Origin of the sequence: Stenotrophomonas sp. Marseille-Q5258, from assembly GCF_946900935.1 — a bacterium.
In the GTDB taxonomy this organism is placed as follows: Bacteria; Pseudomonadota; Gammaproteobacteria; order Xanthomonadales; family Xanthomonadaceae; genus Stenotrophomonas; species Stenotrophomonas nematodicola.
Genome location: NZ_CAMPPN010000006.1, coordinates 49,285 through 70,693, shown reverse-complemented (window position 1 = coordinate 70,693; position 21,409 = coordinate 49,285). Strand labels below are relative to the sequence as shown.

At 67.1% G+C, this 21,409-nt stretch carries 14 protein-coding genes; 6 read left to right on the top strand and 8 right to left on the bottom strand.

Going from position 1 to position 21,409, the window contains the following annotated elements; translation table 11 throughout:
• Positions 1–12: 12 nt before the first annotated feature.
• The 4 genes from OC534_RS04485 to OC534_RS04470 all read right to left on the bottom strand — a co-directional run bounded on the left by OC534_RS04485 (position 13) and on the right by OC534_RS04470 (position 4,979).
• Positions 13–261: a hypothetical protein gene (locus tag OC534_RS04485; protein WP_017356252.1), complete on the bottom strand. Its 249-nt coding sequence runs from the start codon at positions 259–261 to the stop codon at positions 13–15.
• A complete protein-coding gene (locus OC534_RS04480) occupies positions 258–1,604 on the bottom strand; it encodes a TFIIB-type zinc ribbon-containing protein (protein WP_166473030.1) in 1,347 nt (448 codons plus the stop codon). Before OC534_RS04480 ends, OC534_RS04485 begins: the two co-directional genes overlap by 4 nt.
• A gap of 21 nt (positions 1,605–1,625) precedes the next feature.
• Positions 1,626–2,765 carry an SPFH domain-containing protein gene (locus OC534_RS04475; protein WP_136004799.1) on the bottom strand — a complete coding sequence of 380 codons (1,140 nt, stop codon included), beginning with the start codon at positions 2,763–2,765 and terminating at the stop codon, positions 1,626–1,628.
• A gap of 153 nt (positions 2,766–2,918) precedes the next feature.
• Positions 2,919–4,979, bottom strand: a complete 2,061-nt coding sequence (locus OC534_RS04470; protein ID WP_262071452.1) for a TonB-dependent receptor — start codon at positions 4,977–4,979, stop codon at positions 2,919–2,921.
• Positions 4,980–5,226: 247 nt separating this feature from the next.
• Here OC534_RS04470 and OC534_RS04465 point away from each other — a divergent pair, with 247 nt between their 5' ends.
• Positions 5,227–5,787: a M48 family metalloprotease gene (locus tag OC534_RS04465; RefSeq protein WP_026070795.1), complete on the top strand. Its 561-nt coding sequence runs from the start codon at positions 5,227–5,229 to the stop codon at positions 5,785–5,787.
• 134 nt (positions 5,788–5,921) lie between these two features.
• Positions 5,922–6,368: a DUF6713 family protein gene (locus tag OC534_RS04460; RefSeq protein ID WP_262071451.1), complete on the top strand. Its 447-nt coding sequence runs from the start codon at positions 5,922–5,924 to the stop codon at positions 6,366–6,368.
• Here OC534_RS04460 and OC534_RS04455 read toward each other — a convergent pair.
• Positions 6,314–7,870 (bottom strand): EAL domain-containing protein, encoded by a 1,557-nt coding sequence (locus OC534_RS04455; protein ID WP_166473028.1) that lies wholly within the window; start codon positions 7,868–7,870, stop codon positions 6,314–6,316. The genes OC534_RS04460 and OC534_RS04455 overlap by 55 nt on opposite strands.
• A gap of 320 nt (positions 7,871–8,190) precedes the next feature.
• Here OC534_RS04455 and OC534_RS04450 point away from each other — a divergent pair, with 320 nt between their 5' ends.
• The 3 genes from OC534_RS04450 (at position 8,191) to OC534_RS04440 (ending at position 13,682) form a co-directional block, all read left to right on the top strand.
• Positions 8,191–10,521 (top strand): TonB-dependent receptor, encoded by a 2,331-nt coding sequence (locus OC534_RS04450; protein WP_262071450.1) that lies wholly within the window; start codon positions 8,191–8,193, stop codon positions 10,519–10,521.
• Positions 10,522–10,613: 92 nt separating this feature from the next.
• Positions 10,614–12,269 carry an acetolactate synthase large subunit gene (locus OC534_RS04445; protein WP_136004795.1) on the top strand — a complete coding sequence of 552 codons (1,656 nt, stop codon included), beginning with the start codon at positions 10,614–10,616 and terminating at the stop codon, positions 12,267–12,269.
• 30 nt (positions 12,270–12,299) lie between these two features.
• Positions 12,300–13,682 carry an aldehyde dehydrogenase family protein gene (locus OC534_RS04440; RefSeq protein ID WP_136004793.1) on the top strand — a complete coding sequence of 461 codons (1,383 nt, stop codon included), beginning with the start codon at positions 12,300–12,302 and terminating at the stop codon, positions 13,680–13,682.
• Positions 13,683–13,756: 74 nt separating this feature from the next.
• Here OC534_RS04440 and OC534_RS04435 read toward each other — a convergent pair whose 3' ends face one another.
• Together OC534_RS04435 and OC534_RS04430 are read right to left on the bottom strand one after the other, a co-directional pair.
• Entirely contained in the window at positions 13,757–15,397 is a 1,641-nt protein-coding gene (locus OC534_RS04435) for a fatty acid--CoA ligase (protein ID WP_262071449.1), read from the bottom strand.
• A 24-nt stretch (positions 15,398–15,421) separates the two neighbouring features.
• Positions 15,422–17,266, bottom strand: coding sequence for a D-(-)-3-hydroxybutyrate oligomer hydrolase (locus OC534_RS04430; protein ID WP_262071448.1), 1,845 nt, complete (start codon positions 17,264–17,266; stop codon positions 15,422–15,424).
• A gap of 88 nt (positions 17,267–17,354) precedes the next feature.
• Between OC534_RS04430 and OC534_RS04425 the strand changes: the two genes are divergently transcribed.
• Positions 17,355–18,029, top strand: a complete 675-nt coding sequence (locus tag OC534_RS04425) for a response regulator transcription factor (protein WP_017354326.1) — start codon at positions 17,355–17,357, stop codon at positions 18,027–18,029.
• A 24-nt stretch (positions 18,030–18,053) separates the two neighbouring features.
• Here OC534_RS04425 and OC534_RS04420 read toward each other — a convergent pair whose 3' ends face one another.
• Positions 18,054–21,389 carry a PAS-domain containing protein gene (locus OC534_RS04420; RefSeq protein WP_262071447.1) on the bottom strand — a complete coding sequence of 1,112 codons (3,336 nt, stop codon included), beginning with the start codon at positions 21,387–21,389 and terminating at the stop codon, positions 18,054–18,056.
• Positions 21,390–21,409: the final 20 nt, after the last annotated feature.

The following is a 21,409-nucleotide window of genomic DNA, read 5'->3' as shown; positions in this document are numbered from 1 at the left end:
CGGGAGACCGGCTCAGGTCTCCCGTTTCACCCGCGCCCGGTAGGCCCCGACGTTGTTGCCGGGGATCTGCCGTTCCTGCGTCCCCGTCACGGTATCCACCAGCCGGTCCGAGCCGGTCACCGGCTTGGCCTCGACCGTGGTTTCGCGCTCGAACGCGTGTGACTTGTCGGTATTGCGGTAGTACCGGTACAAGGCCCAGTACAGCGCCGTGGCGCCGGCGGGGCCGGCGGCCAGCAACCAGAGACCACTGTCATCGCTCATGAGGAGGCCACCAGGAAGAAGAGGACGAGGGCTTCGATGATCGTGCCGGTGGTGAGCGCTGCCAGCAGCAGCTTCCACTGCTGGACCGGCACGCTGCCCATCGTCTCACCGGTACGGCCGTTCACCGCGATGTAGTGCAGCATGCCACCGTTGCGGCCGGGCTGGTGGTACGAGTACAGCCACACCGGCAGATACATGGACACCCAGCGCGACCCGTGCACGTCCAGCCGCTCCTGTTCCCAGCGCACGCCACGGTCGTAGCGACGCACCGATCCTTCGACCTGCGCGCGGGCGATCGACAGCAGCTGATCCTCCAGGCGCGGACGCAGCTGCTCCACATCGACGTTGCGCTTTTCCGAGGTGAAGCCGTTCAGATACGAGGCGTTCCACTTGAGCGCGTTCTTGGTGTCGAACGGCAGGATCGTGTTGATGATGTTGTTGGTATTGGCGCGGGTATCGAGGTTGCCGCGCTCGGTGGACGACTCCAGCGGCAGATCGTCCACGGTGAAGTCCACGTGCCGCTCGACCTGGTACACATCGGCGTCGTAGTAGGTCTGCTTGTTCTTCTCGGTGCCGCGGGTGTACTCGCGGGTCTTGATTTCGCCCTTGCCGGCCACGCTGGCGCTGACATTGCTGTCCACGATCATGTAGGGCAGGTACACGCCCACCACGTTCTCCGGCGTGAACTGCTCCTTGAACGCCTTCAGCGCGAACAGGCGGCGCTTGTCCACGAACTGGCGGATGCGCGCCACCGCGTCGTCCTTGGTGATGTGGAACGGGAGCACCGCATCCGGCACCGCACCGTTGGCCACCTGCTCATTGACGCCGAACACATGGCGGCACCAGTGGCAGCGTGCCGTCATCGTGCTCTCGGTATTGATCGTCACCTCGGCACCGCAGCCGGTGCACTTGAAGCTCATCAGGCTGGCGGCATCGGCCGCGATGTCGCGCGCGCCCGAGGCGATGATCGTGCCGCGAAGCTGGTCCAGGCCCTCGCCGAGCCCGAACGCATCCTCCACCGTGGTGCCATGCCACTCGTTGCGGCAGAACTGGCAGACCAGGATATCGGTACCGAGCTTGGGCCGGATGTCGGTCGAGCCGCACTTCGGGCAGCGGTTGAGGCCGTCCTTCAGCTCGGCGGCCGAGGTATCGATGGCCACCGGATCGGGCGCCTGGATTTCTTCGCGGATCGGATCGGGCAGCGTGGCAGGATCGACCGGGAAGCTGCCGGGCAACGGCGGAACGTCCCGGGGCGAACCGGGACCGGTCACCGGTGCCGCCGGCGAGGGCGGCAACGGAGGGGGGGCTGCCGGCAGCGGCGGCGGAGTGCGGGAGTCGGACATGGTCGCAGCGTATCCCCGGCCTTACAGGCCCAGCGCCTTGGCCTTGAGTGCGTCGTAGTCGTCCTGGGTGATCAGGCCCAGATCGAGCATCTCCTTGGCCTTCTTCAGCTTGGCGACCGGATCATCGGCGGCCGGTGCGACCGGCTGCTGCATCCCGCCGACACCGAACATCCCCGATGCCATGCCCACGCCGACCAGGCCCGCCGCACCGCCGTTCTCGCCGGCGGACTGGATGCCCTGGGCAACGCTGGCCTGCAGGTTCGAGTTGCCGCGGGCGCCGGCCAATGCGTCGGCGCGCTGCACGGTCTTGAGCAGCTCGCGGGTGTTGGCGTCGTACTCGATCGACACGATGGCCGTCTTGACGATGGCCAGACCACGATCGGACTTCCACTGGTAACCCTGTTCGACCGCATCGGACAGGCTCCTGGCGAAGCCCAGCGAATCCTGCTGCAGCTTGGTGATGCGGTTGCCCTTGGCCGGATCGTTCGTGTACAGGCTGAACGCCGGTGCAAGCGAGCCCACCACCTCGTTGAAGAGCTGGCTGGCCGCGGCATTGTCCAGGTCGGTGAAGTCGAACACCTGGCCCGGCTGCAGGTAGCTGGCCGGAACGAAGTTCTTCACGAACAGGATCGGATCGACGATTTTCAGCGTGTACGAGCCGCGCGTGATCGCGCCCACCTGGGTGCCCAGGAAGCCGTCGTCCCAGTAGATCTCGGATTGCGTGCCGAAGCGGTTGTCGGGCAGTTCCTTCAGCGACACGAAGAAGGCCGCCTGCTGGGCACCCGGCTGGCCGCCGAACTTGAAACGCTCCCAGCTCTGCTTGATCAGCGGGCCGACGAGGCCGTCGCCGGCGAAGATCGACTGCGAGTTGGTGTCGTCCGAACGCCATTCATAGCCGCCGGGCTCGGCGACGAAACCGGTGATCGCGCCATCCTGGAACAGCAGCAGGCCGTAGCCTTCAGGCACGACGATCTTCGAGCCGTTGGTGATGATGTTCGACGATGCGCTGGTATTCGACCCGCGCCCGGCATTGGTGCCGCGCGGGACGGCGGCGAACAGCGCGGCCGTCGACGGCAGGCCGGCCGGCACGGTGAAAAAGTCTTTCCACTGGTCGGCCAACACGCCGCCCACTGCACCCTTCACTGCCTGTACAAGACCCATGTTGCGCTCCCTGTGATCGACGGACGGGCACCGCGCCCGTCATTGAATCGCACTATATCAGCAGGTGAGGGCGGTCCATCGATGCCCGCGTGGCCCGGAAGTTGCCGGCCGGCAACTTCCGGGAATGCCAGCCGCTCGCCGGCACCGCGCAGCTCAGAACCGCGCGGTTGCTCCGACGAAGAAGGTGCGCGCACCGCCGTCGTAATTGTTGCCCTCGTCCACGGTGGAGACGTCGCCCAGGTTGAGCACGCCTGCACGCAGGGTCAGGCTCTCATTGACGTCGTAGCCGGTGACCAGATCCCAGGTGGTGTACGCCTTGGCGAAGGTGGGGCTGGTGCTGGACACCAGCTGCTTGCCGATATGCTGCGCACTCAGGTTGAGCGACCACGCGTCGGTCACCTGCCAGTCCAGCGAGGTGTTGGCGGTCAGCTTGGGCACCACCAGCAGGTTGGCGCCGGTGGTGCGGTTCTTCGATTCAAGCATGCGGGTGGCGTTGGTGGTCCAGCGCAGCCGCTCGTGCAGGGGAACCGTCACGCTCGCCTCCACGCCGCGGGTGCGCGCCTTCTGGATGTTCTGCGCCACCGTCCACCAGAACCCGTTGACGAAGCTGGAGCTGTAGCCCGGGATGTCACGCAGCGGCACCTGTTCGATCTTGTCGTCGAAGTCGGTCAGGAAGTAGGTCGCCGACGCGGACCAGCCGTCGCGGTCGAAGCCGGCACCCAGCTCGTAGTTGGTGCTGGTTTCCGGCTCCAGGTTCGGGTTGCCCGCCATGTAGCAGCCGGTGGTGCCGTCGGCGCTGACCGAACGGCTGGTCCAGCCTTCCACGGTCAGGCTGCGGCAGCCGTTGCCGCCCGACTGCGTGGCCGCGCCGGCACTGCCCTGCTTGAGGTTGGGCGCGCGGAAGCCCTGCGACACGCCGCCCCGGATCGTCCAGGCATCCGACGGGTGCCACACGCCGTAGATGCGCGGGCTCAGGTTGTCGTCGTAGTTCTCGGTGTTGTCCCAACGCAGGCCCACGGTGAGGGTGAAGCGCTCGTGCAGGGCGATATGGTCTTCAGCGAACAGGGCCCAGGCATCGGCTTCGTTGGTTGGGCTGATGCGGCCACTGCCGCTCCACGTCACCGGCACCGTGCCGATGGTGTCGCTGTTCGTCAGCGCCTCGCGCTTCCACTGGCCGCCCACGTTCAGACGATGCTCGACGCCCCACTCGAAGCCGGTCGAGAACGCCGTGTCGAACACGGTTTCCCTGGAGTGGTTGCCCACCTGGCTGCCCTTGTCCTTGTAGTCGTTCCAGGTCAAGGTGCTTTTGGACGTGCTGGCATCGCCGTAGCGGCCATCATGGGTGGCCGCATAGCCGGTGTGCACCAGCTTGGACAGGCCCCAGGCGCCGAGCGTGCCGGCGCCCTTGTTGCGCTGCACGCCGCGCGATGCCTCCACGCCCACGGTGTGGTCGTCATTGATCGCCCAGTTGAGCAGCGCGTTGGCGTTCTCGGCCTTGTTGCCCGGCGTCTGCCCACGGACCCGATCGGACGCGCGATCGGTCACGTTGGCACCCACGCGCAGGCCCAGGCTCTCGGTCAACGGGCCGCTGAAGAGCGCGCCCGCCTGTACGGTATCGCCTCGGGTGGACGAATCCGGCGCGCTGTAGTTGTAGGTCACCGAACCGCCCCATTCGGGGGCGATCTTGCGGGTGATGATGTTGATCACCCCGCCCATCGCATCGGAGCCATACAGCGAGGACATCGGACCGCGGACCACCTCGATGCGCTCGATCATGTCCGGCGACAGCCAGTTCAGATCCTGCGGACCGAGATCGTCGCGGTAGTTCACGCCGGAGGAATTGCCCTGGCGACGCCCGTCGATGAGGATCAGCGTGTATTGCTCGGGCAGTCCGCGCAGGCGGATTTTGGACTGGGCACCGGACAGCGCGTAGCCGCCGGTCACGCCGGGCACCGTGCTCAACAGCTGGCCGATGCTGGAGACCGGCTTGCGCTCGATCTCCTCGCGGGAGATGACGGTGATGCTGGCCGGGGCATCTTTGATCCACTGCTGGGCACCGGTCGCGGTGACTACGACGGTATCCATGTCCTTGGCAGCGGCTGACGCGGACGCATCGCCGTTGACGGCCGCCTGCGCCGGGCTGCACAGGGCAAGGGCAATCGCGGTGGCAAGCGTGGCGGCGGTGTGGGCAAGCGTGGGGGAAGCAACGCGCATCGGGCAAACTCCTGAAAAATAAGGGTCCGCTGGCGATGGCTGGGACGTCCGTGTAACGAGGGCTTTAGATAACGTTAACAATGGTATCACGACGCATTCGCATTTGACACACGACGACACATGGCGCGCTGCGGATGCGTGCGGCAAACATCCTGCAACGACACGCCAAACCGCCGCCGCCACCACGACGTAGAAAGAACGCTCCGCAGTCCCGCACGCGCAGGGCTGCATCACCCGGGAGCATTCCATGTCCATGACCACCGACCAGGCGGGCGCCTTCGTCACCGCCGCGCTGTCGAAGATCTCCGAACTGTTCTATGCCGGCGCCACCCCAACTGCCTTCGATATGCCGATGGTGGGCAAGGTCATCACCGAGGAGGGTGAGCAGCCCAATGGCAACCTGACCCCTATCGACGAAGAGATGGGTCTGGTGGTCAGCAAGGGCCTGCTGGCGCTGCACGACGATCTCACCATCAAGTTCGCCCTCGGCCATGAGCTCGGGCATGGCACCAGCCTGCATATCCTCAGCCAGGTGGGATTGGAAGGCATCAGCGGGCAGGCCACCGAGGTGATCGCCGATCTGAGCGCGGCCTATATCCTCGTGCAGCTCGGCAGCACCTGGGACGCGGTGATCGGATCGATCAGCACCTGGCGCGACACGGATATTTTCGATGCCCATGCCAGCGGCCACCATCCGCCGGGCGACGAGCGCGTCGCCCATGTGCGGGCGCTGCAGGGTCTGATCGGGAAGAAAGTGGCGTTCAAGGATGCCGCTTACCAGATCTGCAACCCGCTGCCGCGTTCCTGAGAACAGCGCGGTGCGCAGGGAGAACAGGACACCGATGCGCTGAAGCCAGGTCGCAGGGATCGCGATCCGTATCGCGCATGGCGGGTCGCCGCTATCATTCCCCCTCGCAAGGAATGCTCCGGGGGAATGATGTAATGGACACCAAGGCACCACCACGCGCTGCAATGGAACACCTGTACTTCGGCACCGCCCTCGCACTCGTGCTGCATCAGATCGATGCCGCGTTCTGGCACGAATGGGACATGTTCGCCGTCCCCGGCGGCATCCAGGGCTTCCTGGTGTTCAATCTCGTCGCGGTCGGTGCCGTGCTGTGGGGCTACCGCAGCGTGACACTCGGCCTGCGCTCCGCGCGACGGTGGTCAATGGGCTGCGGTGCGCTTGGCATTGGCACGGCGGCACTGCACACCGCGTTTGCCGTGGCCGGGCATCCGGCGTTCGGCCTGCCGCTGTCGATGCTGACGTTGCTGCTGTGTTTTGCGCTGGGGGTGGCGCTGGTGGCCGTGGCGTACCGCCGCACGGGTCGTGATCACTCCAGTGGCAGGCGGTCCGACGCCACCGGCCGCCCAAGCAGCCAACCCTGACCGATCCCACCCGGCACCAGCGACAGCATGTGCGATGCCTGCTCCTCGGTCTCGACCCCTTCAACGATCAGGTCCAGATCCAGGGCGGCGGCCATCGCCGCGATGGACTGCACCACCTGGGTCACCGCCGAGGCCGTGCCGATCGCCCGGGTGAAGCGTCGGTCCATCTTGATGGCGGTGATCGGCAGTTCGGTCAGATACGCGAAGTTGGAGTAGCCGGTGCCGAAGTCATCCACGTAGAAGCGATACCCGAGTGACTTGAGCTCAAGCATGCAGGCGGCAAGGTCGTGATGGTCGGCCGTCGCCCGTTCGGTCAGCTCCAGCACGATCTGGTGCGGGCGCAGGCCCAGCCGGCGCACCTCATCGTGCACATAGCGCCGGAAGTTACGGTCCAGGAGGTCCTGCGAGGTAAGGTTGATGCTCAGGTAGAAGGCGGCGTTGCCGCGCAGCCGCCCGGCCATCTCGCCCAGTGCGATGCGCACCAGCCGCTTGGCCATGCAGGTGCCAAGGCCGTCGCGTTCGGCCAGCGGAACGAACCGGTCAGGCGGAATCTCGCGCCCATCCTCGGTTCGCCACCGCGCCAGTGCCTCCACGCCCAGCAGCTGCCGGTCCGACAGTGCGCGGATCGGCTGATACACCATCGACAGCCCCTGGCCATCGATCGCGCGCCGGAGCTGGGCGAGCAGGGAGCGACGACGCTCCCGATACTCGTGGACCGCCAGCGCGATGCCTGCGCCCGCCAGGGCGCCCAGCACTGCAAGCGACAGGGAGAACCACCACGGTTCCACCAGCACGCTCGATCCGGATTTGCGGGCCGACACGCAGATATCGAACGCGGTACTGCAGCGCCACGCCAGACGCGTTGCCCCGACGTCCAGCGCGGACGCCGCCTCACCGACGGTCACGCCCTGCGAGTCGCCAAAGCGCTGGAACAGGTGCTTGCCGTCGCGCGTGGCAACCACCACGCCCATGCCAGCCGGCGCACGGCTGACCCGATCGAATGCAATGGGTGATGTTGTCACCACCACGCCGTCGCGGGCGGCCATATCAGCGGCGATATCGGCACCGAAGACCCCCGGCAACGCGTGCCAGAGGGCGAAACCGCGTACGCGCCGGTCTGGCGGGGGCAACGGCGAAGGCACGGCAAAGACGCCCCAGGAGGCCGTGCAGCGAACCGCGCCGTCCGCCACGCGTCCGACATCGCGCACGTAGTGCGACTGGATCGCCAGTTGCCGGAGATCCGACAGATCCTCCTCGGTGCACGCCGGGCCCGGCAGTGCCGCAGCACGGTCCAGTGCCTTCACCGATGCCGATGCGACCAGCTCTGCATGGTCCAGCACGAGGTCCGCATAGGCATTGAGCGCGCGATCATCGCGCTGCACCACCACCACCTGCGCGCCCACCAGGGTCACCGCCGCCCCGAGCGCGGCGGCACACAGAATGCGACCGATACCGGCACCTGGCGCCAAGCTGCCCCACCGCGAACGCACTGTCTGGCGCATCTGTACTTCCCTGTCTGGATGCCAATCTGCCTCGGATGAGACCGTATCAGTAACCGGTGTCATCTGCGTCGTTCTTATCGGCGACGGCGCCGCTCGCCTTGAGCCCTGCGGGGCATGGCCGCGTGCAGGCTGGACGCGGGAACTCTTCCTGCCTGCGGTGCCGGTCATGCGCCCCGTGGCAAGTCGGTTGTCGGCGGACGGACCGCCGACCGAGCGGCCCCCGCATTGCGCCGGCCATCCGCGTCTTGCGACGCTGCACACGCCAATTGCCGCCGTTAATGTGATGTTATAACCTCCCGCCTCTTTCAAAAGGGGGATGTATGCGTCGTCCGGTACTTGCAGTCGCCATTCTTTTATCCATCCACAGCGCCTACGCGGCGGAGGACATCACGCTAGCCACGGTCCGCGTCAACGCCGATGGCCCGTCACGCATCGACAGCATCGTGGTGGTCCAGAACCGCCAGGCGCAGAACCGGACGCTCGGCACTCTGCTTGAGCATGTGTCCGGGGTGCAGAGCAGCGCCTTCGGACCGAACGCGGGCGCTCCGGTAATCCGCAGCCTGAGCGGCAACCGGGTGCAGATACTGGAGGATGGCCAGTCCATCCTCGGCCTGAACGCATTGAGCGGCGACATCAACATTCCCTTCGACCCGCTGTTTGTCCGCAGCGTCACGGTCAACAAGTCATCGGACACCGTCCGTTATGGCGGCAACGCGCTGGGCGGCAGCGTCAACATCGATTCCGGCCTGATCTCCCGGACGATGGAAGACCAGGACCAGGCGATGGAACTGGTACTGCGAAAAGGGTTCAACGCCGCCGACGCCCAGGGCTTCCGCATGAATTTCAACAACCGGCGCAACCTGTCCACGAACCTGCAGATGTCGGTCCAGCGGATCTCGCACTACGACATTCCGGGCAACAGCAAGGCCGCGGTGTGCGACAGCCAGCTTTTCCCGGCCACAGGCGGGGTCAACAGCGCGCTCGCCGACGCGTGCCAGAAAGAGGCGAGGGTCCAGCAGATCTACAACAAAGCCTCGCAGCCCTACATCGATCAGTTCATGACGGAAAATCCGGACTGGGCCGACGGCGACTTCTCCTTCTACACCAACGCACCCCGTTCGGTGTGGATGGGCAAGACCTATGTCAATCCGGTGAACCCTGCGTATCAGAAGGGCACGCCGTCGTATGTGACAAGCAGGATCAACCGCGATGTGACGCCCAACTACCACGGCACGCTCGGCAACAGCTACGCAAAGAACACGCATCTCGGCGTGGGCTCCACGTACTTCTTCGACCGTGGCCATGTGGGCGTCAGCCTGGATGCCACGGACAGCACCTACGGCGTGCCCGGCTTCTCGATGGAGAACCAGTCCTTCGGGGCGGACGCCACCCGCGACCGTCCGGTAGGCGTCAAGCTCACGCAGGACAAAGTGGCGATCGAAGGCCGGCTGCTGGACCCGCTGCCCTTCCTCGACAGCGCCGAGCTGCGGGCCTCCCGGTTAAGCAATACGTCGGGCGAGTACCTGGGCACCTCCAAGGCCAATGCGTACCGATTCGACACCACCCAGTCCGAACTGCTGCTGGCGCAGCGGCCACGTGGGCCGCTCAGCGGTGTGCTCGGCCTGAGTCATCGCACCCGCGACGTGGACGGCGAGGGCAAAGATCGCTACCTGCCAGACGTCATCACCGACAGCAGCGCGGTATTCGTCAAACAGACCCTGGCGTTCGATCGCGCCACCTTCGATGCCGGATACCGGCACGAACGTGTGGCGCACGACATCAGGGAAAGCCGCTTCACCCCCTCACGCAATTCCCCCAACATGCGACTGGCGGGCCGGTCCTACGCGCTCAACAGCTACAACGTCGGCAGCTATGTGAGGCTTGGCCCTCTCTTCGGTGCCAAGGTCCGCTACGCGTCCTCGCAACGGGCACCCGACATCAACGAGCTGTACGCCAGCAACCGCCACTACTCGATCATGACCCAGGAGGAGGGCAACCAGAACCTCCTGCCGGAACGTGCCCGGACCACCGAACTGACCCTGCTGTTCAACAGCGGTGGGCTGCAGGCCACGGCGACCGCGTATCGGATGAAGGTCGACGATTTCCTCTACCAGGGCTACGCGGGCCTGCAGACCGCCAACCGCTTGCCGCTGAAGTACTGGAAGCAGACCGATACCACCGTCAAAGGGTTCGAAGTGGACCTGGCGCAGTCGCTGGCGCTTGGACGCGCCGGCACGCTCACGCTGGCTGCCTTTGCCGACCTGGTGAAGAACCGGGCCGACCATCCCGACCGTCTGCGCGCACACAACGACGGTGCGTACCTGCCCAACATGCCCACCAACCGCTACGGTGCGAACCTGGCGTGGGAGCGCGAGGGCTGGACCGCGCGGCTGTCCAGTACCTACTACGACACGCAGCGCTACCTGGGCAAGAACGTCAGCCAGGAAGTGCCGCTGGATGCGTTCAACCTGGTGGACCTGCAGCTCAGCCGTGCATTCGCCGTGCGCAACGCGTTCGCGTCATCCGTCGAGGTATTCCTCAATGGCTCCAACCTCCTCAATGAGGATGCGCGTCCACACAATTCACCGCTGAAGTACATCGCCCCGTTGCCCGGCCGTGGGTTCCAGGTCGGGGTAACGGTACGGATGTAGCCTGGATTGCGCCCCCCTGGGGGGGCGCAGCCACGGCGTCTTCGCATCGCCAGGGGTATAGTCGGAGCATCCTCAGCACAGGGATCGACGCGATGCAGAAGGGCTCGGATCTACTGGTCAAGGCGCTCGAGAACGAAGGCGTGGACCGCATCTTTGGCGTGCCGGGTGAGGAGAACCTGGACTTCCTGGAATCGCTGCGCGGCTCGCGCATCGAACTGGTTCTCACACGCCACGAACAGGCGGCCGCGTTCATGGCCGCCACGCATGGCAGGCTCACCGGCCGGCCCGGCGTCTGCCTCGCGACGCTGGGTCCCGGCGCGCTGAACTTCTCGACCGGCGCGGCCTACGCCCACCTCGGCGCGTGGCCTATGATCCTCATCACCGGGCAGAAGGCAGTGATGAGCGCCAAACAGGCGCGGTTCCAGATCGTCGATATCGTGGCGTCGATGAAGCCGCTCACGAAAATGACACGTCAGATCGTCAGCCCGGCCTCCATTCCGGCCACGGTGCGCGATGCGTTCCGCGTGGCGATGGAAGACCGCCCCGGGCCCGTCCACCTGGAACTGCCGGAGGACATCGCCGGTGAGGAAGTGGAGGATGTCGCGGTCATACCGGTGCACCCGCTGGAGCGTCCCATCGCGCCGCCGGCCGCACTCGACCGTGCCGAAGCGGCCATTCTTGCAGCCAGGCGGCCACTGGTGATGATCGGCGCGGCGTGCAGCCGGCCGTGGCTGGCCGAGGCGTTGTCCGCGTTTGTGGCGCGCACGCGCCTGCCGTTCTTCAACACGCAGATGGGCAAGGGCGCCGTCACCGGCGGCTCCAACCTGTACGTGGGAACGGCCGCCCTCTCGGAGGGTGACTATGTGCACGAGGCCATCGCCCGGGCCGACCTGATCATCGCCATCGGCCACGACACCGTCGAAAAGCCGCCGTTCCTGATGAAGAGCAGCGGTGGGCCCAAGGTCATCCATATCAGCTTCCAGTCCGCCACGGTCGAACAGGTCTACCACCCGGATATCGAGGTGCTGGGCGACATCGGCGCCTCGGTCGACGCACTGGCCGGCCGGCTGGAAGGACGCCTGCCCACCGATGAAGGCATGGTCGACCTGCGACAGAAGATCCTCGCCCGTCTCAACGACCGCGCCGAGGAAGATCGCTTCCCGGTCACCCCGCAACGTCTGGTGCATGACGTGCGCCAGTCCATGCCGGACGACGGCATCGTCTGCCTCGACAACGGCATGTACAAGATCTGGTTCGCCCGCAATTACCGCACGCATGTGGCCAACACACTGCTGCTCGACAACGCGCTGGCCACGATGGGCGCCGGCCTGCCGTCGGCCATGATGGCGGCGATGCTGTACCCGCAGCGTCGCGTCATGGCGGTGTGCGGAGACGGCGGGTTCATGATGAATTCGCAGGAGATGGAAACCGCCGTGCGGCTGGGGCTCAACCTGGTGGTGGTGATCCTCAATGACAGCGCTTACGGCATGATCCGCTGGAAGCAGGCGGTGGATGGTTTCGAGGACTTCGGCATGCGGTTTGGCAATCCGGATTTCGTAAAGTACGCCGAAGCCTACGGCGCCAAGGGCTCCCGGGTGACAGCCGTCGACCAGCTGGTGCCGATGATCGAGGCCGCCTTCGTCGGTGGCGGCGTTCACGTGGTGGATGTGCCGATCGACTATTCCGAGAACACCCGCGTACTGGTGGATGAGCTGCGCAATCGCACGCCGGTGGTCGGCTGCGCGTAGGCACGCTCTCCCTTTGGCAAGGAATTCAACATGCTGACCGTCGTACAGGCTTTCGACCGGGCGCCCATCGCAGAGATCGGCGTTGACAGTGCCGCCGCGCTGGAACGCAAGCTCAGCGCCGCCGAGCGGGTGTTCAAGGACCGCGACGGCTGGCTCCACCCTCATCAGCGCGTCGCGATCCTGCGCAGGCTCGCCGCCCTGATGGACGCAAGGCGCGAGCACCTGGCCCTGCAGATCGCCCGCGAGGGTGGCAAGCCGCTGCCGGATGCCATCGTCGAGACCACCCGTGCCATCGACGGCGTTCACAACGCCGCCGACGAACTGCGCAACTTTGCCGGCCGCGAGATCCCGATGGGCCTGTCGGCGGCCGCCGAGAATCGCTGGGCGTTCACCACCCGGGAACCCATCGGCATCGTGGCGGCCATCTCGGCGTTCAATCATCCGCTGAACCTGATCGTCCACCAGGTCGCCCCGGCCATCGCCGTTGGTTGCCCGGTCATCATCAAGCCGGCCTCCTCAACCCCGCTGTCATGCCTGGAGTTCGTGGCGATGGTGCACGAGGCGGGGCTGCCCGAACCGTGGTGCCAGAGTTTTCTGCCGGAAGGCAACGACCTGGCCGAGGCGCTTGCCACAGACAGACGCATTGCCTTCCTGAGCTTCATCGGCTCGGCGAGGGTAGGGTGGTCGCTGCATGCCAAGCTCGCCCACGGCGCACGCGCGGCGCTGGAGCACGGCGGGGTCGCGCCGGCCATTGTCGACCGCAGTGCCGACCTGCCCGGCATCATCGAGCCGATCGTCAAGGGCGGCTACTACCACGCCGGCCAGGTGTGCGTGTCCACGCAGCGCATCTTCGTTCACGACGCCATCGCCGAGGACTTCACCCAGGCCCTGATCGCCCGGGTGGAGCGCCTCCGCACCGGCGACCCGACGCTGCAGACCACCGAGGTGGGCCCGCTGATCCAGCCACGCGAGGCCGACCGCGTGGCTGAATGGATCGACGAAGCGGTGCGCGGCGGCGCGCAGTTGGTTGCTGGCGGGAGGCGGCTCTCCGACACCACACTGCAGCCCACCGTGCTGCTCAATCCGCCCGGCGACGCGCGGATCACCACGCAGGAGGTGTTCGGACCGGTGGTGGCGGTATACCGCTACGCCGGGCTCGACGAGGCGATAGCGCGCGCCAACGCGCTGCCCACCGCGTTCCAGGCCAGCGTGTTCGCGCAGGATATCGATATCGCCCTGCGCGCCGCGAACCGGCTGGACGCCTCGGCCGTGATGATCAACGATCCCACCGCATTCCGCACCGACTGGATGCCCTTCGCGGGCCGCCGCGAGTCGGGCTACGGCACCGGTGGCATTCCGTACACCATGCGGGACATGTCGCAGGAGAAGATGATCCTGATGCGGCGGCGCTGAACGCTGCCAGCCGCCAACGTTTGCCCGCCTCTCGTCAGTTCCTATGCTCGGTGTGGATACCTGCGGCGTCGACCTCAGCCGGCGTCCGTGGCCGTGCCCACGTCATGCAGGCTGCGCAGCTTCTTCTTGTTGATCTTGCCCACGCTGGTGCGCTCGATGGCGTCAACGAAGCGGACCCGGTCCGGGATCGCGTAGCGGGAGATGTCGCCCGAGCGGCTGCGTGCGGCGACCAGCTCGATGATCTCCGCTTCGCTGACCTTGCTGCCGGCACGCCGGACCACCAGCGGCAAGGGGCGCTCGCCCCATTTCGTGTCGCTGATGCCGATGACGGCCACCTCGCTCACTGCCGGGTGCAGCGCAATGATGTCTTCCAGCGCAAGCGAGGAGATCCACTCGCCACCGGTTTTGATCACATCCTTGATGCGGTCGGCCACGCGCAGGTAGCCGCCCGGATCGATATTGCCGATGTCCCCGGTATGGAGGTAACCACCTGCCCATAGCGCTGCCGAGGCGTCCGGATTGTGCAGATAGCCCTGCGTGAGCCAGGGCGCACGTACCACCACCTCGCCGGTCGCAATGCCATCGTGGGCAACGTCATGCATGTCTTCGTCGACGATGCGCAGGTCCACCAGCGGCACCGGGATGCCCGCCTTGGTCCGCAGCGAAAGCGCCTCGTCCGCATCGGTCAGGGCATCGACATCGATCTGGGCGAGGGTGAGCAGGGGGCAAGTCTCGGACATGCCGTAGCCGCCGAAAATGTCGATGCCAGCGGCCAGCGCCTGCTGCGCCAGCGCCCGCGGCAGTGCGGCGCCGCCGATGACCACTTTCCAGCGTCGAAGATCGGTCGTCGCGGCAGCGGGGTGGCCCAGCAGCATGTGCAGAATGGTCGGCACACAATGCGAGAACGTGACCTTTTCGCGGGCGATCAATCCCAGCAACCGCTCGGGCAGATAGCGTCCGGGGTACACCTGCTTGATGCCCATCAGCGTGGCCACATAGGGCAGGCCCCATGCGTGGACATGGAACATCGGCGTGATCGGCATGTACACGTCATCGCGGTGCAGGCGCCCCTGGCTGGCCGCACTGCCCAGCGCGGCCATCGCCGCCAGGGAATGCAGCACCAGTTGCCGGTGAGTGAAGTACACGCCTTTGGGCAGGCCGGTGGTGCCGGTCGTATAGAACGTGGTGGCGCGGGTGTTTTCATCGAAGTCCGGGAAGGCGGTGACCGCTGTGGCCTCCCGCAGACCGGCTTCATACTCGGTCACGAAACCCGTTGGCAGCGGGCCATCGCCATCGTCCAGCAGAATCCGCGCGCGCAGGTCCGGCAGCTGTTCCTCGATGCTCTCCAGCATCGGCAGGAACTCACGGTTGACCAGCAGCACCCGCGCCCCGCTGTGATTGAGCGTATAGGCGATCTGCTCGGGGGCCAGACGGATGTTCACCATCATCAGCACCGCACCGATCATCGGCACGGCGAAGTAGCTTTCCAGATAGCGGTTGCTGTCCCAGTCCATCACCGCCACGGTATCGCCGTGCTTGACTCCCAGCGATGTCAGCAGCCCGGCCAGTTGGCCGATGCGTGCCTGCAGGGTGCGGTAGTCGAAGCGCACCGTGTCGCCGTAGACGATCTCCTGTGCCGGATGGACCGCCAGTGGCGTGTGCAGGAGCTGCCTGATCAGCAGCGGGTAGGCATGGGCGTCGGGGGCATGGGACATGGGATCTTCCTGGAGGGCAACGCGTCAGCGGCTGACGGCCGTGGGGATGGACAGGTGGTCATGCCGCAGTGGCGCTTCGGCCCGAGGCGTCGGTTGGATGAGCGCATCCTGCGGCAGGGCGAGGGCGGCATCTTCAAGGTGATTCCACACCTGGTCCAGCGCGGCGAAGACGTAGGGCAGCAGGGGCACATAGCGCTTCCGGTAGTCCGGGAAGGCCAGCAGCGAGTCGAAATGCTGTGCGTGATTCACCCGCCAATAGGCGATCCGGGCCCCGGCGCTGCGGGCAAGCGGAACATAGCGGTCACTGGTCAGGTCGATGGGCACCAGTCCGTCGTCAACGCCGTGGATGACCACGATCGGCAGCCCGCGACGGGGTGCCTTCGCGGCGGCCTCGGCAATGCCGGCACGCACCCGGCGGGCATCGGCGCTGTCGCCCCTGCCAAGCCCGCGCAGACACTCAAGGCCGCGCAACGGCTGCTCTGCCGACGATGCCGCGCTGCCATCCACCAGCACCACGCCGTTGCCCGGCGGGATGCCGCTGCCCTCGCTCCACCAGGTGGCACGCAGGCCGGCCGCTGCCGGGCCGGGCCTGCCGTCCGCGCCGGCAGCCGAGAAGCCGTAGCCGCAGGGATGCGCGCCCACGCTGTAGCGTCCATAGGATGAGGAATAGGTTGCCGCGATGGCACGCCACAGATCGAACCCTGCTGCGAACGCGCCGGCACGCAGGGCGCCGTCGCTCAGGCCCGCCTCGGCAAGCTGCTGCCGCGCCGACCGTGCCTGTGCCGCCGTGTCGTCGCCCTGAACCTCCCCGGCGGCGCGCAACTGTGCGCAGCGCATCGTGCCGGCCTGCGTTGCCTGTGCCTGCGGCGGCGGTTGTGGCAGATCCTCAAGTGCGAGCAGCGCGCACGGCATCAGCAGCGCGGACTGGGTCACGACCTCGTACAGCGGCGGGGCGCCGGCCACCGAGACATTGGGCTCACCGGCCACCATCGCATCAAACGCATCTACGCCGAGCTCCGCTGCCCGCAGCACGGCGCCGCCGCCATTGGACACACCCACGCCCAGCGTGCGGGTGTTGGCGTTGGTGAAGGGCGCGGCGCGGGGGTAGGCGCGGTCCAGCGCCTGCTGGCCAAACTGCAGCGCCTGCAGCAGATGCCGGCCCCAATCCGCTTCCGGGTTGTCGCCCGAATGCGCGTGCTTGACGGCGATGCCGCGCGTGGCCATTGCATCGGCGGGGACGAATGCCAATGCGCCCTCGGTGGCGGGCGTGCCGTCCGCCTGGACGCCGGCGCGGGCGTCCAGATCGTAGTAGTCGCTGCCGGCACCCTTGTCGGTGTAGGCGACCGCGCACCCGCGCGCCAGTCCCCAGCTCCCGGCCACCGCAACGGCCCCATAGATGCCTCGCGAACCGGAGGAGGCGGCCACCACCAGGCAGCGCCGCGCACCATCGAAGGTGTCGGGCACCTGCACCAGCACGCGATGCGGGTGGCGCGCGCCGGGCACCCGCGCATACGCCGAGAACTCGCGGCCCGGCACCCCCTGCAATGACCCATACACCTCGCCAAAGCCACCGCCGGGGGTGAGGTCGGCGATGCCGCGCCAGCTGCTCCAGATCGCGCGGCGACGGGCCTCGTCCGCCGTCGGCTGGGCCGCGGCGGCGAACGGCGGCGCGTTGTTGGAACGCAGGGCGTCGATCCCCAGTCCTGCGGTCAGCAGATCATCACTGCCGCGGTGCAGCGTTTCCCGCCACTGCTCGAACACGGGCGATGCCGCGAGGGGTCGGGGCGGGGCCGCATCGGCAACGGACGCGCAGGCCGACAGCAGCGGCAGCGCGGCGCACAACAGGGACGCAGGACGGAGGTGGCTCATCGCACTACCGTAGCAAGCCCGGCCGGTTCCGCCAGCGTACCTAGGTACCAGTGCCGCGCAGCGGACGATTTGCTAACCTCGGACGGACATGCCGACCCTCCTGATCGCCGATGACCACCCCCTGTTCCGCGCGGCGCTGCACCGCGCGGCAGAGGAGGCGGTGGCCGATCTGCAGATCAGCGAGGCCGATTCACTGCACGGCGTGCTCGAAGCGATCGAGGCGCAGCCGATCGACCTGATGCTGCTGGACCTGCACATGCCTGGCAATCACGGCCTCGCCGGATTGGCCACCATCCGTGCACTGCAGCCTGGCCTGGCGATCATCATCGTCTCGGCCAATGAGGAGCCGCACGTGATCCGACGCGCCATCGACCTCGGTGCAGCAGGCTATCTCCCCAAGAGTTCCGGGCTGACCGACCTGCAGGCCGCGTTGCAGACGGTGCTCGATGGCGAGCGCTGGATACCGGCGTTGCTGCGCGAGCCGGTGGCGCGGGTGGCGCCCTTCAGCAGGGACATCGACCTGGCTGCGCGCCTGTCCAGCCTGTCCGCGCATCAGTACAAGGTGTTGAGCCTGGTGGCCGAAGGGCTGCTCAACAAGCAGATCGCCGATCGGCTGGGTGTGCAGTTGCGCACGGTCAAGGCGCATATGACCCGCATCATGGGCCGGCTCGGTGTGCGCAATCGTGCGCAGGCCATCCGCGTTCTGCACGAAATGGGCCTGGCCGATCCGTCCCGGCAGATCGACGAGGCGCAGGACGCCTGATCCACCGCGCGGCAGGTTGCCCGCTCAGGCCTTGGCCGTGGCGGGCGCTGCCAGCAGATGGTTGATCGCCCAGCGCAGCGCCAGAGGCTTGAACGGCTTGTTCAGCAGCGACAGGCCCGCCTCGCGTACGGCATCACGCGTGTCGCTGCCGGTATCGGCACTGAGGATCACCGTCGGCCGCGGCCCATGCACGGCGACCAGCCGCTTCCAGAGCGCGACACCGGTATCGCCCTCGTCTAGGTGGTAGTCGAACAGCCACAGAGCGGCTTCATGTGCCGAGGCATCCAGCGCTCCGGCATCGCGTACCGCGACGACATCGCAGCCCCACGCAAGCAGCATCTGCCGCATCGCGTCCAGCGCGTCGGGATCATTGTCCACCACCAGTACACGGGCGCCCTTGAGCGTGCCGGTGCCGCCGTTGGCAACCTCGGCGCGAGGGGCAGCCGGCGGTGCCGCCCGCGCCACGGCAATGGAGAAGGCCGCGCCGCGGTCGAGCACGCTGTGCAGTTGCAGCGGCGCGTGCAGCAGGTCGGCAATCCGGTGCGCGATGGTCAGCCCCAACCCCAGCCCCTGGCCATTGCTGCGGTCGCCACGGTGGAACTCCTCGAACACTACCGCCTGATGCTCCGGCGCGATGCCCGGACCGCTGTCATGCACGCCGATCACCAGCGTCCGGCCCTGGCGGCGCACGCCCAGCAGCACGTCGCCACGACGGGTGTAGCGGATGGCGTTGGCCAGGAAGTTCTGCAGCACCCGGCGCAGCAGCAGCGGATCGCTGTGCACCCAGGCACGGGTGCGCACGTAGCGGAACTGCAGGCCGCGCGCGGCGGCCAGCACCGCAAACTCCTGTGCAAGCGGATCCAGGACCGACGACAGCGCGAACGGGCGTGGATCGGCTACCAGCCCGCCCGCTTCCAGCCGCGAAATATCCAGCAGGCCCGACAGCAGATCGTCGGTGGAATCCAGCGCACCCCGGATCTGGCGCAGGAAGCTGTCGAGAAACTCGGAGTGGATGTGCTGGGACATCGCATCGGTCAGCAGCTGCGCCGCATGCAGCGGCTGGATCAGGTCGTGGCCCACCGCCGTCAGGAAGCGGGTTTTGGCCACGTTGGCCCGTTCCGCTTCATGCACGGCTTCCTCCAACCGGGCGGTGCGGTCCTGCACGCGGCGCTCCAGCGTTTCGTTGCTGCGCTTGAGGGCATCTTCGGCGCGGCGGAACGCGGTGACATCGGTGAAGGTAGCCACGTAGCCGCCGCCCGGCATCGGGTTGCCGCGGATTTCGACGATGGTGTTGTCCGGGAAGATGCGCTCGGCCAGGTGCGGGGTGCCGCGTCGCATGTGCGCGACGCGGCGCAGCAGGGCCTTGTCGGGCGTGTCGCCGGGACCCTCACCGATCTTCAGTTGCCCCAGCGCCCATGCCGTGAGGCTGGCCACCGGCTGGCCCACCTGCAGCAGTTCCGGTGGGAACTTGAACAGCGCGGCATAGCGGCTGTTCCAGGCGACCAGCTGGAGCTGGGCATCGACCACGCTGATGCCTTGGCTCATGTTCTCCAACGCGGCTTCCAGCAGGCGCTGGTTGAAGCGCAGCGCCTGGGTGGCTTCGCCTACCGCACGGGTGACAACATCCAGCGGGGCCGCGCCGCCATCGCGTGCCGCCTCCACCAGCAGCCGCGCCATGCCCGCGCCGACCACGGCGGTCAGTTCGCGCTCGATCGCCGTGACGCGGTCGTCATCGAGCATCTGCCCCGCATGCCCGTCCATCAGCTGTCGTGCGCGTTCCTGGCCCAGAAAGCGACCGGCGGTCCTGCGCATCGCGGCCGCCGCCACCGCGTCACGCTGCAGGGGCATCGAGGGGCGCGCCGCGCGCGACACCAGCACCACCGTCGCCAGATTCACCGCCAGGCTCGCCCCCATGCTGATGGCGATATGGCCCGGCTGCATGCGCAGGGAGAACATCGCCAGCCAGTGCAGCCCGTCGGGGCCGGCTGACGGCGGCGGGGCAGGGATCACCATCGGCAGCAGCACCAGCCACAGCCAGACGACCGAGCCCAGCACGATGCCGGCGATGATGGCCGGGGAGGGCGTGCGCGGGCGGTACACCGCCAGCAGCACCGCCGGTGCCAGCTGCGACAAGGCGGTGAAGGACATCAACCCGAAATCGCTGAGGGCCTCGGTGCCGCTCATCGCGCGGCTGTACAGCCACGACATCAGGAACACCGCCAGGATGCCGGCGCGACGGAACGCCAGCACCCGCGGCCGCAGGTCGGCACCGGTGTCGCCGCGCTCGATACCGCCCAGCAGGCGCGAGCCCACACCGTGGTTGCCCAGCATGATCGACAGCGTCAGGCCGGACAGGATCATCATGCCGGTAGCCGCGCTCAGGCTGCCCAGGTACGCCAGCAGCGCCAGCAGGTGATGGCCGCGCTGCTGCGGGAGGGCCAGCACATACAGGTCCGGCGACATCGTCGCCGGCAGCTGCGCCGCACCGGACAGCGCCATCGGCACCGACGGCAACCCGATCAGCAGCAGGTACAGCGGAAAGAGCCAGCGCGCTGTCTTGAGGTGCGACGACTGGCGCAGTTCCACCACCCCCACATGAAACTGATGCGGCAGGGTGAACGCCGCCATTGCACCAAGCGCCACCATCGTGAGGAAGTCCGGGATGATCGCCGGCGGCGGCAGATGCACCATTCTTTCCAGCAGTGGTGTGCCCGCCTGGTGCACCGAGACAGCGGCATAGAGGCCGATGGCCAGCAGCGCCGCCAGCTTCAGCACCGATTCCAGGCCCAGCGCGACCACGATGCCGCGGTTGTGCTCGGTGGCCGACGCCTTGCGTGCACCAAACAGCATGGTGAACGCCGCCATCGTGAGCGCAAACCAGAACGACATGTCCAGCTGCCAGCCACTCGCCGCGAAATCATCGCCGAGCAGGGCACCGAGCCCCTGGCTGACGGCCTTGAGCTGCAGCGCGATGTACGGAATGATCCCGAACAGCGCGACCAGGGTGATGGTGACGCCCAGCCCTTGGTCGGTGCGCAGCCGCGCCACCACCAGGTCGGCGATGGTGGCGCTGTTGTGCTGCTTGGCCAGCCGCCCGAGCCGTGCGAGGAAGGGCAGGCCGAAGCCGAAGATCAGCGCCATGCCGATCAGCGTGGGCGGGATCGGAAAGCCCCACTGCACGCCCTGAGACGCCGCGCCGTAGTAGGTCCATGCGGTGCAGTGCACGCCCAGCGACAATGCATAGATGGCCGGCCACACCTTCGTGAGCCGATGCCCCTGGCGCTCTCCCCACAGGGCGACGCCAAACAGCAGCACGGTCCACGCAATGCAGGCGAACAGGACGATGGAGGGCGTCAACATCACTCCAGTGTAGAGAGAAC

Coding starts and splice junctions, on each gene's coding strand:
- OC534_RS04485 (WP_017356252.1), bottom strand. CDS start 261: ATGAGCGATGACAGTGGTCTCTGGTTGCTGGCCGCCGGCCCCGCCGGC.
- OC534_RS04480 (WP_166473030.1), bottom strand. CDS start 1,604: ATGTCCGACTCCCGCACTCCGCCGCCGCTGCCGGCAGCCCCCCCTCCG.
- OC534_RS04475 (WP_136004799.1), bottom strand. CDS start 2,765: ATGGGTCTTGTACAGGCAGTGAAGGGTGCAGTGGGCGGCGTGTTGGCC.
- OC534_RS04470 (WP_262071452.1), bottom strand. CDS start 4,979: ATGCGCGTTGCTTCCCCCACGCTTGCCCACACCGCCGCCACGCTTGCC.
- OC534_RS04465 (WP_026070795.1), top strand. CDS start 5,227: ATGTCCATGACCACCGACCAGGCGGGCGCCTTCGTCACCGCCGCGCTG.
- OC534_RS04460 (WP_262071451.1), top strand. CDS start 5,922: ATGGACACCAAGGCACCACCACGCGCTGCAATGGAACACCTGTACTTC.
- OC534_RS04455 (WP_166473028.1), bottom strand. CDS start 7,870: ATGCGCCAGACAGTGCGTTCGCGGTGGGGCAGCTTGGCGCCAGGTGCC.
- OC534_RS04450 (WP_262071450.1), top strand. CDS start 8,191: ATGCGTCGTCCGGTACTTGCAGTCGCCATTCTTTTATCCATCCACAGC.
- OC534_RS04445 (WP_136004795.1), top strand. CDS start 10,614: ATGCAGAAGGGCTCGGATCTACTGGTCAAGGCGCTCGAGAACGAAGGC.
- OC534_RS04440 (WP_136004793.1), top strand. CDS start 12,300: ATGCTGACCGTCGTACAGGCTTTCGACCGGGCGCCCATCGCAGAGATC.
- OC534_RS04435 (WP_262071449.1), bottom strand. CDS start 15,397: ATGTCCCATGCCCCCGACGCCCATGCCTACCCGCTGCTGATCAGGCAG.
- OC534_RS04430 (WP_262071448.1), bottom strand. CDS start 17,266: ATGAGCCACCTCCGTCCTGCGTCCCTGTTGTGCGCCGCGCTGCCGCTG.
- OC534_RS04425 (WP_017354326.1), top strand. CDS start 17,355: ATGCCGACCCTCCTGATCGCCGATGACCACCCCCTGTTCCGCGCGGCG.
- OC534_RS04420 (WP_262071447.1), bottom strand. CDS start 21,389: ATGTTGACGCCCTCCATCGTCCTGTTCGCCTGCATTGCGTGGACCGTG.